Source organism: Arthrobacter sp. 10L424 (assembly GCF_056395325.1).
Genome location: NZ_JBFTJH010000012.1, coordinates 73789 through 88850 on the forward strand (window position 1 = coordinate 73789; position 15062 = coordinate 88850).

The 15062-nt window shown below is 66.7% G+C and carries 11 protein-coding genes; 5 read left to right on the forward strand and 6 right to left on the reverse strand.

From position 1 onward, the window contains the following. Positions 1–414: 414 nt before the first annotated feature. Positions 415–2079, reverse strand: coding sequence for a malate synthase A (aceB, locus tag AC1DC5_RS17660; protein ID WP_441405666.1), 1665 nt, complete (start codon positions 2077–2079; stop codon positions 415–417). 249 nt (positions 2080–2328) lie between these two features. Further along, positions 2329–3657, reverse strand: coding sequence for an isocitrate lyase (aceA, locus tag AC1DC5_RS17665; protein WP_441405665.1), 1329 nt, complete (start codon positions 3655–3657; stop codon positions 2329–2331). A gap of 140 nt (positions 3658–3797) precedes the next feature. Here aceA and AC1DC5_RS17670 point away from each other — a divergent pair, with 140 nt between their 5' ends. The 3 genes from AC1DC5_RS17670 to AC1DC5_RS17680 all read left to right on the forward strand — a co-directional run bounded on the left by AC1DC5_RS17670 (position 3798) and on the right by AC1DC5_RS17680 (position 8859). Continuing rightward, positions 3798–5306 (forward strand): helix-turn-helix domain-containing protein, encoded by a 1509-nt coding sequence (locus tag AC1DC5_RS17670; protein ID WP_441405664.1) that lies wholly within the window; start codon positions 3798–3800, stop codon positions 5304–5306. Between the two features lie 274 nt (positions 5307–5580). Next, positions 5581–7329, forward strand: coding sequence for a pyruvate dehydrogenase (locus AC1DC5_RS17675; protein ID WP_476866004.1), 1749 nt, complete (start codon positions 5581–5583; stop codon positions 7327–7329). A gap of 252 nt (positions 7330–7581) precedes the next feature. Beyond that, the gene (locus tag AC1DC5_RS17680) at positions 7582–8859 is read left to right on the forward strand and encodes a serpin family protein (RefSeq protein ID WP_476866005.1); all 1278 of its coding nucleotides are present in this window, start codon (positions 7582–7584) and stop codon (positions 8857–8859) included. A gap of 41 nt (positions 8860–8900) precedes the next feature. Here the strand turns inward: AC1DC5_RS17680 and AC1DC5_RS17685 are convergent, their stop codons facing one another. Next, the gene (locus AC1DC5_RS17685) at positions 8901–9263 is read right to left on the reverse strand and encodes an iron chaperone (protein ID WP_441405661.1); all 363 of its coding nucleotides are present in this window, start codon (positions 9261–9263) and stop codon (positions 8901–8903) included. 30 nt (positions 9264–9293) lie between these two features. Beyond that, positions 9294–10166, reverse strand: coding sequence for a hydroxymethylpyrimidine/phosphomethylpyrimidine kinase (locus AC1DC5_RS17690; protein WP_441405660.1), 873 nt, complete (start codon positions 10164–10166; stop codon positions 9294–9296). 142 nt (positions 10167–10308) lie between these two features. Here AC1DC5_RS17690 and AC1DC5_RS17695 point away from each other — a divergent pair, with 142 nt between their 5' ends. Then, the gene (locus tag AC1DC5_RS17695; protein ID WP_476866006.1) at positions 10309–11721 is read left to right on the forward strand and encodes an MFS transporter; all 1413 of its coding nucleotides are present in this window, start codon (positions 10309–10311) and stop codon (positions 11719–11721) included. Between the two features lie 237 nt (positions 11722–11958). Then, on the forward strand, positions 11959–12654 hold the full coding sequence (locus AC1DC5_RS17700) for a queuosine precursor transporter (RefSeq protein WP_476866007.1): 696 nt from the start codon (positions 11959–11961) through the stop codon (positions 12652–12654). Positions 12655–12760: 106 nt separating this feature from the next. On the opposite strand, the gene AC1DC5_RS17705 is transcribed toward AC1DC5_RS17700, so the two are convergent. Both AC1DC5_RS17705 and AC1DC5_RS17710 read right to left on the reverse strand, forming a co-directional pair. After that, positions 12761–13702, reverse strand: coding sequence for a type IV toxin-antitoxin system AbiEi family antitoxin domain-containing protein (locus AC1DC5_RS17705; protein WP_441405657.1), 942 nt, complete (start codon positions 13700–13702; stop codon positions 12761–12763). Positions 13703–13897: 195 nt separating this feature from the next. After that, a complete protein-coding gene (locus tag AC1DC5_RS17710; protein ID WP_476866008.1) occupies positions 13898–14911 on the reverse strand; it encodes a LacI family DNA-binding transcriptional regulator in 1014 nt (337 codons plus the stop codon). Between the last annotated feature and the right edge of the window lie 151 nt (positions 14912–15062).

The following is a 15062-nucleotide window of genomic DNA, read 5'->3' on the forward strand; positions in this document are numbered from 1 at the left end:
ACGGGCGGGATGCAGCCGCGGACCGGTCTCGGCGCCTCTGGGTAGGATCTGAGTTCCATTGCTTGCCTCCGTTGCGGCGCCGAGAGCTAACGAGCGGGCTGATGCATCCACGTTGTCACATCGTAACCTTGGGCACCTTGGCGCGACAGTAGTCACAGGGAAGTCAAGTAGTCCACGCAAAATGGCAGGTACTGCCACTAAGAAGGACCACTTCACATGTGGGGTCGCAGCCGGGCCCACGGGCCGCCGAGGTGACAGTTGAGGCCCATGTTCACGGGGACCATGGGCCTCAACTGTCACCTCGACGCCGTTGTCGGGAGTGGGGGTCTTCCGTCGCTGGGCCGCCGCCCCGGATCTCGGGGTGCCTGTTGCGAAGGGCATGGCAGCCCAGCAGACGGAATCTGTGCCCTGCCGTTAGGCGGGGACGAGCGCCGGGTCCTCGCTGGGGACTTCTGCGCCGTCGCGCGCTTCATGCAGGAACCGGTCGTAGGCGGGAAGGGTCAGGAAGGCGGGGAACGACGGGGTGAGCGTGACTTCCTCGAAGATGTCCCTCGCATCTGCGAAGCGGTCGCCCTCGAAACGTTCCAGCCTGGCGAACTCCTCGTCCAGCATGTCCTCGACCCATTCGCGGGTGATGACGTCGCCGTGGTCCGTGATGGCGCGGGAGAAGATCCACTGCCACAGCTGCGAGCGGGAGATCTCCGCGGTGGCGGCGTCCTCCATCAAGTTGTGGATGGCGACGGCGCCGTTCCCGCGGAGCCAGGACTCGATGTAGCGGATGCCGACCTCGATGTTGTTCCGGATGCCCTGTTCGGTGATGGTGCCGGTGGTGGAGGCGATATCGAGCAGTGCGCGGTCATCCGGGGTGACGTCCTCGCGGAGGCGGTCCAGCTGGTTCGTGCGGTCGGCGAGGACGCCGTCGAACACTTCGCGGCAGACCGGAACCAGGTCGGGGTGGGCCACCCAGGAGCCGTCGAAGCCGTCGCCGGCCTCACGGGTCTTGTCCGCACGGACCTTCTCGATGGCGATCGCGTTGGCGTCCGCATCCTTGCGGTTGGGGACGGCCGCGGCCATGCCGCCGATCGCCATGGCGCCGCGCTTGTGGCAGGCCCGGACGAGCTGCTCGGTGTAGGCGCGCATGAACGGCTGGGTCATGGTCACCTGGCTGCGGTCCGGCAGGACGAAGCGCGGGCCGCGGGTGCGGAAGTTCTTGATCAGGGAGAAGATGTAGTCCCAGCGGCCGGCGTTGAGTCCCGCGGCGTGGTCGCGCAGTTCGTAGAGGATCTCCTCCATCTCGAACGCGGCCGTGATGGTTTCGATCAGCACGGTGGCGCGGATGGTGCCCTGCGGGATGCCCAGCAGATCCTGGGCAAGGACGAAAATATCATTCCACAGCCGGGCTTCGAGGTGGTTCTCGATCTTCGGCAGGTAGAAGTACGGTCCCTTGCCCTGGGCGATCAGGCGGCGGGCGTTGTGGAAGAAGTACAGGCCGAAGTCGACGATTCCGCCGGCAATCGGGGTGCCGTCAATAAGCATGTGCTTTTCCGGCAGGTGCCAGCCGCGTGGCCGGACCACGATCGTGGGGAGCTCCTCGGCGGAGCGGAGCTTGTACTCCTTGCCCTCCGGGGACGTGAAATCGATCCGGCGCTCCAGCGCGTCGGTGAGGTTGAGTTGGCCCTGGATGACGTTGCGCCACGACGGGGTGGAGGAGTCCTCCATGTCCGCGAGCCACACCTTGGCGCCGGAGTTCAGCGCGTTGATGGTCATCTTCTTGTCCACCGGGCCGGTGATCTCCACGCGGCGGTCCGTCAGGCCCGGGGCCGGGGGAGCGACGCGCCAGTTCGGATCGTTGCGGACGGACTCGGTCTCCCGCAGGAACCGCGGATCCTGGCCCTTGCCGATCTGCTGGCGGCGGTCACGGCGTGCCTGCAGCAGCTCCAGCCGCCGTCCCGCCGTCGCCTTGTGCAGCTTGGCCACAAACGCCAGCGCGTCCGGCGTCAGGACCTCGCCCTGCCGGCAAATCGGCTGCGCGGTCAGCGTGATCCCATTGATAGTGAAGTTGTCAGTGAAGCTGTTCATTTCAAATCTCCTATATAGGAAGAAGCAGGTTCGACGGCGGGTGCGGTTTGGGGCCGAAAAAGGCAATCCTCCGCGTGCTATTCCCCATCCCCGCCTGGGCCTCGCAGAGCTCGGCCGGGCGGGGACAGGGCCCCTTTTACGCACGCTTCCGGATCACCTTCCCCGGCCCCTGATGGCGCTGGCACCATGGGTGCCCGCCTCCGTCGTGCCTTCGAGTGAGCGGAATGAACGGCTCACCTTGGGCGGGAACTAGTGGAATTGGCCCTCTTCGGTCGATCCGACCAATGCGAGGGTGGATGCGTTCGGGTTGAGCGCGGTGGCGATGTCGTCGAAGTAGCCGGTGCCGACTTCGCGCTGGTGCTTTGTCGCGGTGTAGCCGCGGGATTCGGAGGCGAATTCCTTCTCCTGCAGCTCGACGTAGGCGCTCATGCCTTCACGGGCGTAACCGTGGGCGAGGTCGAACATCGAGTAGTTCAGGGCGTGGAAGCCGGCCAGGGTGATGAACTGGAAGGTGAAGCCCATGGCGCCGAGTTCGCGCTGGAACTTGGCGATGGTGGCGTCGTCGAGATGCTTCTTCCAGTTGAACGACGGGGAGCAGTTGTAGGAGAGCATCTGGTCCGGGAAGTCGGCCTTGACGGATTCGGCGAACTTGCGGGCCAGTTCCAGGTCCGGGGTGCCCGTCTCCATCCAGATGAGGTCGGCGTAGGGGGCGTAGGCCTTGGCGCGGGCGATGCAGGGTTCGATCCCGTTGCGGACCTTGTAGAAGCCCTCCGCCGTGCGCTCGCCGGTAATGAACTCCTGGTCCCGTTCGTCGACGTCGGAGGTGATCAGGGTGGCGGCCTCTGCGTCGGTGCGGGCGATGATCACCGACGGGGTGCCGGCGACGTCGGCCGCCAGGCGGGCGGCGTTCAGGGTACGGACGTGCTGCTGGCTCGGGATCAGGACCTTGCCGCCGAGGTGCCCGCACTTCTTCTCCGACGCGAGCTGGTCTTCCCAGTGCACGCCCGAGGCGCCGGCCTGAATCATGGACTTCATGAGCTCGTAGGCGTTGAGCGGGCCGCCGAAGCCGGCCTCGGCGTCGGCGACGATCGGGACCATCCAGTCCTCGACCGTCTGGACGCCCTCGGAGAACTCGATCTGGTCCGCGCGGAGCAGGGCGTTGTTGATGCGGCGGACCACGGTGGGAACCGAGTTGGCCGGGTACAGGGACTGGTCCGGGTAGGTGTGGCCGGAGTTGTTGGCGTCGGCGGCGACCTGCCAGCCGGAGAGGTAGATGGCGCGGAGGCCGGCCTTGACCTGTTGCACGGCCTGGTTGCCGGTCAGGGCGCCGAGGGCGTTGGTGTACTTGCCGGTGCTGTGTTCCTCGGTGAGCTGCTTCCACAGCTTCTCGGAGCCGCGGCGGGCCAGGGTGTGCTCTTCGGAGACGCGGCCGCGGAGGCGGACGACGTCGGAAGCCTTGTAGTCCCGGGTGACACCTTCCCAGCGCGGGTTGGCGGCCCACTCGAGCTCCAGGGCGGCGGCCTGCTGTGTTGTGTCCTGGCCGGACGGCTGCTGGGTGGGCTCAAATGCTGCAGTCATCGTTGTCTCCTTGGTGGGGTCCGGGGCCGGCTCGGCTGCGTCCTCGCAGTTCAAGCGGCTGATCCGGATGCTGAATCTTTCCGTAAGACCTACTTTTCTGTACTTTCAAGGGGCTTTCTAGATCAAAACTCTGGAAAGAAATGCACTTCTTCGCGTATTCTCAAGAAATGCATCCCGCCAGCTGGAACCGCCCCGTCTTGTCGCCGTCGTCCACCGGGCCTGAGGTGGACGTCATCAGCATGGGCCGCCGGGTCCGACACCTCCGCAAGGCCGCCGGGCTGACGCTGGATGACCTGAGCGCCACCGTGGGAACGGCCCCCAGCCAGCTGAGCCTGATCGAGAACGGCAAGCGCGAGCCGAAACTCGGCCTGCTGCAGCAGCTCGCGGCGGCCCTCGGCGTGAGCATTGACGAACTGCTCGGTGCGGAGCCGCCCAACCGCCGCGCCGCCCTGGAGATCGAGCTGGAACGCTACCAGCGCAGCCCCATCTACGAGTCCCTGAACCTGCCCAAGATCCGCATCAGCTCGCGGCTTCCGATGGATGTGCTCGAGTCCATGGTGGGGCTGCAGCACGAGCTGGAACGCCGGCTCAACGAGCAGGTTGCGACGCCGGAAGAGGCTCGCCGCGCGAACGGCGAGCTGCGTGCCATGATGCGGGAACGGAACAACTACTTCCCGGAGTACGAGGCCGAGGCGCAAAAGGTCCTCGCCTCCGTGGGCCACACGTCCGGCCCGCTGTCCCATCACGTCATCGCCGATATTGCGGGGCACCTCGGGTTCAGCCTCCACCATGTGGGCGACCTGCCGCATTCCACCCGCTCGGTGACCGACCTGAAGAACCGCCGGATTTACCTGACGCAGAACGCGCGCAGCGACCACGACCCGCGTTCGGTGTTGCTCCAGGCGCTGGGCCACTACGTCCTGGGGCACCAGACACCGTCGAACTACGGCGATTTCCTGATGCAGCGGGTGGCCACGAATTACTTCGCCGCCGCCCTCCTGCTGCCCGAGGAGGCGACCGTGGAATTCCTGCAGCGCGCCAAGCAGGCCAAGGAAATCGCCGTCGAGGACATCCGGGACGCCTTCGCCGTGTCCTACGAGACTGCGGCACACCGCTTCACCAACCTCGCCACCCAGCACCTGGACATCCGCACCCACTTCCAGAAGACGCACAAGAGCGGCATCATCTACAAGGCGTATGAGAACGACGGCGTGACGTTCCCGCAGGACCACACCGGCGCGATCGAGGGCCAGCCGTCGTGCAAGAACTGGACCTCCCGGGTGGTCTTCGACGTGCCGGACAAGTTCAGCGCCTACAACCAGTACACGGACACCCCGGCGGGGACCTACTGGTGCACGGCCCGGACCGAGCGCTCCGCCAATGGCGAGTTTTCGCTGTCCGTGGGGGTGCCCTACGCGCAGGTGAAGTGGTTCCGCGGCCGCGACACCACGGAGCGGTCCAAGTCGACCTGCCCGGACGAGAGCTGCTGCCGCAGGCCTCCAGCCGCCCTGACCTCCGAGTGGGCCGGAAACGCCTGGCCCTCGGCGCGGGCCCACTCGCACCTGCTCGCCGCGATGCCCCCGGGAGCCTTCCCCGGCGTGGACGAGACCGAGGTCTACTCCTTCCTGCAGGCGCACTCCGGCAACTGACCCTCCGGACGCTCCCGCACGTCCGGCGGGTTTTGGCGTGACGCTCCCGCACGTCCGGCGCTGAAGAGGTGGGCGGTCAGCTGCCGAAGGTGAGGGGCCCAAGGATGATCTGTTGCCGAAGGTGAGGGAGCATCCGGTGTTTTGTTGCCAAACGTGCGGGAGCGTCCGGTGGCCAGTTGCCGAAGCTGAGGGAGCGTTCCCCGGGCGTGGCTGAAGCTGAGCGGACTATATTGGCCGTGTCAGCTAACGGATTCGACTGCGGGAGCGTGCACCCATGGCCAAGGAACTTGCAACCCAGCTCATCGAACAACTCCAAGCCGCCGGCGTGCAGCGCATCTACGGCATAGTCGGCGACAGCCTCAACCCTATTGTCGACGCCGTCCGGAAGACCGGCGGTGCTGCAAAGGGCGGGATCGACTGGATTCACGTCCGGCACGAAGAGGCTGCCGCGTTCGCCGCCGCGGCCGAGGCACAACTGACCGGCCGTCTCGCGGTCTGCGCAGGCTCCTGCGGGCCGGGAAACCTGCATCTCATCAACGGACTCTACGACGCCAACCGCTCCGGAGCCCCGGTGCTGGCGATCGCCTCGCACATTCCCAGCAAGCAGATCGGCAGCAGCTTCTTCCAGGAAACCCATCCTGACCGGCTGTTCAACGAGTGCTCGGTGTACTCCGAACTGATCAGCACGCCCGAGCAGGCGCCGCGGGTGATGCACAGTGCCATCCAGCACGCCGTCGCCCTCCGGGGCGTCGCCGTCGTGACCCTGCCCGGGGACATTGCCGGGCTGGAGGCGGCCGCCGAAACGCCGGCGCCCGCGGCCTTCCGGCCTGCCGCAATGGTCCCGGACCCGGCCAGCGTCCGGGAACTGGCCGAGGCCATCAACGCCGCGGACAAGGTCGCGATCTTCGCCGGCGCCGGCGTCGAGGGCGCCCACGACGAGGTGATCGCCCTCGCGGAAGCCGTGAACGCCCCGATCGGGCACTCGCTCCGCGGCAAGGACTTCATGCAGTACGACAACCCCTACGACATCGGCATGACCGGGCTGCTGGGCTACGGCGCGGCGGCCGAAGGAATCGAGGACGCGGACCTGCTGATCCTCCTTGGCACGGACTTCCCCTACGACCAGTTCCTGCCCGGAACCCGCACGGCGCAGGTGGACCGGGCGGCGCAGAACCTGGGCCGGCGGACCGACGTCGACATCGCAGTGCACGGTGACGTGCTCCCCACCCTGGCGGCCCTGATGCCTTTGCTGAAGCCGAAGAAGAACCGCCGCTTCCTCGACGCGATGCTCAAGAAGCACGACCGGCTTATGAACAAGGCCGTCGGCGCCTACACGCGCAAGGTGGAAACCATACAGCCGATCCACCCGGAATACGCGGCATCGATGCTGGACCAGGTGGCAGCGCGTGACGCGGTCTTCACCGCCGATACGGGTATGTGCAACGTCTGGACCGCCCGCTACATCAATCCGCTGGGAACACGCCGCCTGATCGGCTCGTACCTGCACGGCTCCATGGCGAACGCACTTCCCCACGCGATCGGCGCCCAGCTGGCCTACCCCGGCCGTCAGGTCGTGTCGGTATCGGGCGACGGCGGCCTGTCGATGCTGCTGGGGGAGCTGATCACCGTTGCCGCCCACCGGCTCCCCGTCAACTTGGTGGTGTTCAACAACTCCACCCTGGGCATGGTCAAGCTGGAAATGCTGGTGGACGGGCTCCCCGACTTCGGCGTGGACGTGCCCGATGCGAACTACGCCGCGGTGGCCCGCGCCCTGGGGTTCCACGCCGTCCGCGTCACGGACCCGTCCCGCATCGAGGCCGCTTACCGGGAAGCCTTCGCCCACCCCGGCCCGTCGCTCGTGGAGCTCATCACCGACCCCAAGGCGCTGTCCCTTCCGCCGAAGATCAAGGGCGCGCAGGTTTTGGGCTTCGCCACGGCCATGTCCAAAGTCGTCCTGAACCGGGGCGCCGGCGAGGCCGTCAGTATGGCGCGGAGCAACCTGAGAAACATACCGCGGCGCTGACAACGCCGTCGCCGGGGCCGGAAATGCCCGAGTTCGCCGAAAGGTTCCGGCGAGCCCGCCCGTTACCGGCGAACCGGGAGAGGTGGCGCGGGTGGCACGAACCGGACAACTCCGGCGCAGAACGCTCGGAGGAAAAGCGGCGTCGAATCGTGACCCGGGAGTGGTCGCACTTTTCCGGGTCCGCTGCTTGACTGGCCGTAGGCGGATCTCCGCCCTTCTACTTTCGCTGTTGTGCGGGCCTTTGGGGGCGCGATGAAACAGAAGACCACAGCGCGGTTGACTGCCGCGGCGGCCGCCTTGGCGGTGGCATTGACGGCCTGTTCCGCCTCGCCGCCGGCGCTGGTGAAGGCCGACGTCGAACGCGTTTCGGCGGATCGGGCCGCCTACCCGGCCGACCTTGCCCAGCTCCGGGCGTCGGCACGGATGCTGGGTGCCGCGCTGCTGGCCGACGGCGGGGACAGCGGAAACGGAAACGTGGTTTCGTCCCCGGGCAGCCTGCTGATTGCCTTGGCCATGCTCCGGGTGGGTGCATCCGGCGCAACCGCTGCCGAGATGGACAGCGTGCTGGGCCTCCCCGCGGAGCGCCGCGACGAAGCCCTGAATGCGCTGCTGGCGTCCCTGGACGCCTTCGACGGCGACCCCGGTTCGGTGGATGAAAAGGACCCGCCGCGCCGGCCAGTCCTGCACACGGCAAACGGCTTGTTCGTGGATATGAGCGAGCCCACGGGGGAACGCTATCTGCGGTCCCTAGCCCGGCATTACGGAACAGGCGTGTACCCGGTGGACTTCCAGGACGAGGCCGCCACCAAGCCGGCAATCGACGCCTGGGTGAACCAGAACACCGGCGGACGGATCAAGAAGGCGCCCGCGAAGTACGACCGCAGGGACACCTTCAGCGTGCTCAACGCGGGGTACTTCGCCTCGGCGTGGAAGGTCCCCTTCGACCCGGCGGACACCGTTGACCTGCCGTTTACGACGCCCGACGGCGGGCAGGTTTCCGTCCCCACCATGTCGGGCGTCCAGGACCTTGCCTACGCCCGGGGTGCAGGCTGGCAAGCTGTCGATTTGCCCTACGTCGAGGGATTTGTGATGCGACTCGTGCTCCCGGATTCCGGGACTTCCGGGCCCGGAGCCAAGGACACCGCCGACGCTTCCGTGGCCCTTGAAGCCGCAGCCCCGGCGCCCGTGCAGATCATCTTGCCCAAATGGGAGCAGGAGAGCAGCTTTGAGCTGCGCAAAATCTTCACGGACCTGGGGCTGCGGGAAATGCTCAACACCGCTACCGACTTCGACTCAATCCAGCGCGGACTCAAGATCCAGGCGGCAGCACAGTCCGCCAGCATCACCGTGGCCGAGAAGGGCACTGTTGCCGCCGCCGTGACCCAGATCAACGCCCGGGCCGTCAGCGGCGTGGCAGCGATGGAAGTGATCCGCTTCGACCGGCCGTTCCAGTATGAGATCGTCCACGTCGAGACCGGCCTGCCACTCTTTATGGGCAGGGTGTCCGACCCCCGTCCTTCAGGACCCTGAGCCCGCGCCGACATCCCGGCGACCCCGTCGAGCCGGGTTGCTTAGGGTGTTTCGCTCCGGCGTTCCGCCGCCAGCAGCGCCGCCACCTGCCCGATGAGCTCGTACGGCACGGGCTTCGCCAGGGGAAACTTCAGCGTTCCCTTGGCCGCACTGTACGATGCGATGGACTCGCGGAACGCCCCGTCGCCGTCGGGCACGGGGTACACGGACACATGGTGCGTCCAGCCGGCGAAGTACACAACGTACTGGCCGCCGAGCGTAATGGTCGGGATGCCGTAGCTGATCATCTCGCCGGAATCAGGTACCGCGGCATGGCAGCAGCGCCGGATTTCCTGAAGGATTTCCTGCACGCCGGCGGGGAACGAGGCGATGTACTCGTCGACGGACTCAAAGTGCTGTGCCATGGCCGTTCCTTCCGCGTGGTCCAGGAATAGTTAGCGCGGGCCGCCCTGCCAGAGCGCATCAAACGGCGCCCCCGAAGCAACCCGGTTCCGGATGCCCGCGGTGACAAACGCCTTGGCGGTCCGTGCAGCCTCGAGCGGCGTCGCGCCCTTGGCCAGCTCGGCCGTCACGGCAGCGGCCAGCGAGCAGCCGGCGCCCGACACGGCCACTTCGCCCACCTTCGGGGCGGACAGGACTTCCAGCGTCTCGCCGTCGTAGTAAACGTCGACGGCGTCCGGCCCGGCCAGGCGCACGCCGCCCTTGGCCAGCACCGCGGCGCCGCTGAGTTCGTGGATCCGGACGGCGGCGGCCTTGAGCGATTCGAGGTCGGTGATGGCCAGTCCGGAGAGGGACTCGGCCTCGAAGTGGTTCGGCGTGACGAACGTGGCCAACGGCAGGATCTGGCCCTTGAGCGCCTGGTCCGTGTCCAGCGCGTGGCCCGGCTCCTGGCCCTTGCAGATCAGCACCGGATCCAGCACGACATTGGCGAAACCGCCCGCGGCCAGCGCCTCGGCGACCGTGGAAATCGTCGCCGGGCTGCCCAGCATGCCGATCTTCACCGTGTCCAGAATCGACGGCGCGCCGGACGCGGCACCGTACGCCGCCGTCGTCGCCTCCAGCTGGTGGGCAATGACCTCCTGGTCGACCGGGACGAAGCGGTGGTTCCAGTTGTCCTGAGGGTCGAAAGACACAATGCACGTCAGGTTGGCAATGCCGAAGACGCCCAGTTCCTGGAAGGTCTTCAGGTCGGCCTGCGCGCCGGCGCCCCCGGTCGCTTCGGAGCCGGCAATGGTCAGGGCGACGGCGGGGCTGGCCGGGGCGTCGGAAGCCGCAAGGGCGGCAGCGTCGAATGCGGTGGAAGTCATGAGCCCATCCTGCCACCCCCGGAAAGCCGCCCGCATTGTGCTCATGACCAGTATGACCAAAACGCGAGTGTTCCGGATCACCAAGACTAAGGTGGCGGACGGTGTTGCTTCCTTGCGGCGCCGGATCCAGGAAGGTTCATTGATGAGCACCCAACTGTCCGAATCGGCACAGACGAGACGAGCCGTCGGCAACATCCTCAAAGGCTCGGCAGGCAACCTCGTCGAGTGGTTCGACGTCTATATCTACACGGCATTCTCGGCGTACTTTGCCGTCCACTTCTTCAGCTCCAAGGACCCGCTGCAGAGCAACCTTGAAGCGATGGCCGTCTTCGCGGTGACGTTCCTGATGCGCCCGATCGGCGCCTGGTTCTTTGGCCGCTACGCCGACCGCAACGGACGGAAAGCCGCGCTGACCCTGAGCGTGACGATGATGTCCGCGGGCTCCTTCGCCATCGCGCTGCTGCCCACCAAAGAGGTCATCGGCATCTGGGCGCTGGTCCTCCTGGTCCTCATCCGGCTGCTGCAGGGCTTCTCCGTAGGCGGCGAGTACGGCACCAGCGCCACGTACATGTCCGAGGCCGCCACCGCCAAGCGGCGCGGCTTCTTCTCCAGCTTCCAGTACGTCACCCTCATCGGCGGGCAGATGCTGGCCCTCCTGGTGCTCGTCATCCTGGAACGGACGCTCGGCAAGGAGATGCTGGGTGAGTGGGGCTGGCGGATACCGTTTGCGATCGGCGGCGTTGCTGCGCTCGTCGTTCTCTGGATGCGCCGGTCAATGGAAGAGACCATCTCGGCGGAGCAGACTGCCGCAGCCAAGGCCGGAACAGCCGGCGGAGAAGCCCAGCCGGGCACCATGAAGCTGCTGTTCACCAAGCACTGGAAGGCCCTGCTGATCTGCATCGGCGTCACGCTGGGCGGGACCATGGCGTTCTACACCTACACCAACTTCACGCTGTCCTTTATGCAGAACACCAGCGGCATCGCCAAGGAAACCACGTCCGTTATCAGCTTCTGGGCACTGTTCATCTTTATGCTGCTGCAGCCGGTGTACGGCATGATTTCGGACCGGGTGGGCCGCCGCCCGCTGCTGCTCTGGTTCGGGATCACCGGTGTGCTGCTGACCTGGCCGCTGCTGTCCGCGCTGGCCGGCACGAAGGATCCGTTCACCGCGTTCCTGCTCATGATGGGCGGCCTGCTCATTGTCGGCGGCTACACCTCGATCAACGCCCTCGTGAAGGCCGAGCTGTTCCCGGCCTCCATCCGGGCCCTCGGCGTGGGCCTGGGCTACGCAATCGCCAACTCGCTCTTCGGCGGCACCACGCCGCTGGTGGGCGCCGCGTTCCAGAAGGCTGGCCAGGTGGAAATCTTCTTCACCTACATCACGGTGGGCATCGGCATTTCGCTGCTGGTCTACATCTTCGCGCTGAAGAACAAGAAGTCCACCCACCTGGACCACGAACAGGGCCACGCCTGGGAGCCTGCCGCCGGAACGGCCGGGTCCGGCGACGGCCGCTTGGACGACGACAAGGACCTCGTCGACTCCTCGCGCCGCTAGGTTCGCGGGCCGCTCGCGAACGGGCGGCGCGTACGACGGCGGGTCGCCGGCTACTGGACTTCGGTCGCGGCAGCCGGCGCCCCGCCGTCGTCGTTAACTGCGGGGGCCGGGGTGAGAGAATGGAAGGCGGTTCCGGCGGTCAGCCCGCAAAGAGCCATCCAGTGCTAATACAGCCGGCCGCACGGGCCTATTCAAGGTCTCCGCGCGGCCGAGCGAACCACTATGAATGGACCACCCATGACTTCCGCCAAGACTTTCCCGGCCGCCGCGCCGCCGAAGTTCGCCTCGATCGGTTCCCCCTATTTCGGCATCCTGCTGGCTGTCATGGCCGTGGTGCTGATCCTGTCCAACATCGGGGCATCCAAGGGTGTGGCGATCGGCCCGATCATCACTGATGGCGGCTTCTTCCTCTTCCCGCTGGCGTACATCCTGGGCGACGTCATCAGCGAGGTCTACGGCTTCAAGGTGGCGCGCAAGGCCATCATCACCACCTTCGCGCTGTCGGTCTTCGCGTCGCTCTGCTACTGGATCGTCATCGCGCTCCCGGGGTTCGACGACGACTTCGGCGCCGCCAAGCAGGCCGCGCTGGAAGGCGCTTTGGGACCGGTTCCGCAGATCGTGCTCGCCTCGCTGCTGGCGTTCCTCGCCGGGCAGACCATCAACGCCTGGATTCTCGTGAAAATGAAGGCCCGCACGGGGGAGAAGTCCCTGTGGGCGCGCATCATGGGTTCCTCGGTGGCCGGGGAGTTCGTGGACACCCTGATCTTCTGCAGCATCGCCGCCTCCGTGATCGGGATTACCGACGTCGGCACCTTCGTGAACTATGTCGCCGTGGGCTTCCTCTACAAGACATTGGTGGAGTTCCTCTTTGTTCCGGTCACCGCGGCCGCGATCGGCTGGATCAAGAAGCGCGAACCGAGTTACGGGGTGTAAGGCAGGGCCGCAGGTATATTGCCGCCCGGGTCGGCCAGTTCGCCGGTACCCTGCGGGGTCGCCGTAACTGTCCGGCGACCCCGCAGGGTACCGGCGAATCCGCGACTCAGGGGCGGGGCCGGTCTGCCAACGCCCGCAAGAGTCGGCTCTTGAATTCCTGCTCGCGGAAGAGATCCTTCCACTCGACGCGGACGAACCTCCAGCCTTCTTCGGTCAGAGCCTTCTCGCGGCGCCGTTCCTCGAAGAGCACTTCGGCTGTGGGTTTGTAGTCGAAGTACTTGGTTTTTCCGTCGAACTCGAGGGCGACCATTTCCTCCTTCCACGCAAAGTCCAGACGATGGCGACCGGCGCGACTTGGCACCTCAAGCTGCAGCTCAGGGGGCCGGATCCGACACCGAAGGATCAGCTCGCGGGTCAAGGTTTCGCCGGGAGACTCGGACCGTGGATCGGCGGCTGCGAGGACGCGGCGGAAGGTTCGGATCCCCCGGCGGCCCTCCAGCGCATCGGCCATGGCGAGCAGGGCAGCCGGGTCAGCGCCCAGACGAAGTGCATGGTCTGTGAGGACCAGCGCCTGCCTGAAGCGCAGCATCATGGCGCAGTCGGCCGTCGTTCGCTCCAGGGAAGTCGTCCGGAGTCCCTTCACCATGGCGACGTCATGTTCGGCGAAGGGGCGCGTGTGGCAGCAAACGTCCTTGCCGTGGCGCTCGTTCGAAGGGTGCACCTTCTGGAGGAGATGGATCCTGTCATCGACGTCCCAGAGGTAGAGGTGACGCAGGCGCGCTGCCGAGGTGTGGCTGTAGAGGAAGGCGCCGGTCGACGTCGTACGCGTTCCGTGGGCATGGGCGTAGATGAGCTGCCTGCTCCGGGCGGCCGATGACTGGGCCTGCCAAAGACTGGCGCGTATATAGCAGCCGTGCCTGAGCCGGACGAGGGTATCTGCATCCAGGTGCGAGCGGATGGCCCGCGATCCGTAGCCGAGGTCGAGCAGTTGTTCCGTGCGCCAGAGGTTGCCCGTCGGCGGCAACTCCAGCGGGTGGTTTTGCGTCATGCCACCAGCTTCGCGGGCCGCCGGAGGACGCGGGAGGAGCCGCCGTCGTTATGTGGACAACGCGAGGTCGCCGGTTCGTTGCGGGGTCGCCGTAACCGTCCGGCGATCTGGCACGCTTCCGGCGATCTCGGCGTCGGCAGGGCGCCGTGCAGGGCCGCAGGCTGCGGCCGGTCGGCGACGCCGGGGCCCCGGCCCTCAGCCGGAAACGCGGGCCGTGGTGCCGCGGGCGACGAGGGCAGGCTCGATCAGCTTGCGCCCAGGCTCGAGCGTGGGGTCCTGGATCCGCGCCAACAGGGTGTTGGCGACGTCGACGCCGACAAGGTCGCTACGGTTGTCCACGGTGGACATGTCCAGGTACCGCGACTTGGCCAGCTGGGAGTTGTCGTAGCCGATCACTGACAGGTCCTCGGGAACGGACAGGCCGCGTGCCTTGGCGGCGGCGAGGGCGCCCAGGGCCATGGAGTCGTTGGCCGCGAACAGCGCCGTCGTGTCCGGGTGGTGGTCAAGGATCCAGCAGGCGGCCGCGTAGCCGTCCTCCTCGGACGTCCCGTGGTACTCGCCGGCGATCCGGACCTCGACGCCGGCCTCCACAATGCGCCTGCGGAAGCCTTCCCGCCGGTGGTAGGCAGCACCGCCGGTGCCCGAGAGGTGCCCGATCCGGGTGTGGCCGAGCCCCAGCAGGTGCTCCGCAGCCATCCGGCCGCCGCCGTCGTCGTCATTCGTGATGAGGCCCGCCCCGGCGGGGACACCGTCCCGCCAGCCCGCGACGACGGCGGGGACCCAGGTTCCGGCCATCATCGGCTCACTCGGTTCGGCCGCGATGACGAGGCCCTCCACCTGCATGGACAGCAGGCCGTCCGTCGCTTCCGTAATGCGGTTCTCGCCCGGCCGCGAGTCCGCGAGGGTGACCTGGTAGCCGTGGGGGGAGAGGGCGGATTCCAGCCCGCGCAGGAGGTCGACGAACCAGAGGTTGCGGAAGTCGTCAATGACCAGCCCGATGCTTTTCGTCTGGCTGCTGGCGAGCGTCGTCGCCGCGCGGCTCGGCCGGTAGCCCAGCTCGGACATCGCCGCCAGAACGGCCGCCCGGCGCTTCTCGCTGACCTTTGACGGGTTTTGCAGCACCAGGGACACCAGCGACGGCGAGACGCCCGCGCTCTTGGCGACGTCGTAGATCGTCGGGCGGCGGTTTCGAGAGGTGTTCAGCGTCATCTGCAGAGCCTTTCATGTCTCATCCGAGGATAACCAGTCGACCATTGACAGGACATATGGACATAGCTAATCTTCTAATCAGCGACACATTTTGTAGCGCTCCAATTTTAGGAGCCGGGCCGCGGCCTGGCCGAATTTCAAAGGAGAAATC

Excerpts from the sequence above, each read along its gene's own strand:
- aceB (WP_441405666.1), bottom strand. The coding sequence starts at position 2,079 with ATGAACAGCTTCACTGACAACTTCACTATCAATGGGATCACGCTGACC.
- aceA (WP_441405665.1), bottom strand. The coding sequence starts at position 3,657 with ATGACTGCAGCATTTGAGCCCACCCAGCAGCCGTCCGGCCAGGACACA.
- AC1DC5_RS17670 (WP_441405664.1), top strand. The coding sequence starts at position 3,798 with ATGCACTTCTTCGCGTATTCTCAAGAAATGCATCCCGCCAGCTGGAAC.
- AC1DC5_RS17675 (WP_476866004.1), top strand. The coding sequence starts at position 5,581 with ATGGCCAAGGAACTTGCAACCCAGCTCATCGAACAACTCCAAGCCGCC.
- AC1DC5_RS17680 (WP_476866005.1), top strand. The coding sequence starts at position 7,582 with ATGAAACAGAAGACCACAGCGCGGTTGACTGCCGCGGCGGCCGCCTTG.
- AC1DC5_RS17685 (WP_441405661.1), bottom strand. The coding sequence starts at position 9,263 with ATGGCACAGCACTTTGAGTCCGTCGACGAGTACATCGCCTCGTTCCCC.
- AC1DC5_RS17690 (WP_441405660.1), bottom strand. The coding sequence starts at position 10,166 with ATGACTTCCACCGCATTCGACGCTGCCGCCCTTGCGGCTTCCGACGCC.
- AC1DC5_RS17695 (WP_476866006.1), top strand. The coding sequence starts at position 10,309 with ATGAGCACCCAACTGTCCGAATCGGCACAGACGAGACGAGCCGTCGGC.
- AC1DC5_RS17700 (WP_476866007.1), top strand. The coding sequence starts at position 11,959 with ATGACTTCCGCCAAGACTTTCCCGGCCGCCGCGCCGCCGAAGTTCGCC.
- AC1DC5_RS17705 (WP_441405657.1), bottom strand. The coding sequence starts at position 13,702 with ATGACGCAAAACCACCCGCTGGAGTTGCCGCCGACGGGCAACCTCTGG.
- AC1DC5_RS17710 (WP_476866008.1), bottom strand. The coding sequence starts at position 14,911 with ATGACGCTGAACACCTCTCGAAACCGCCGCCCGACGATCTACGACGTC.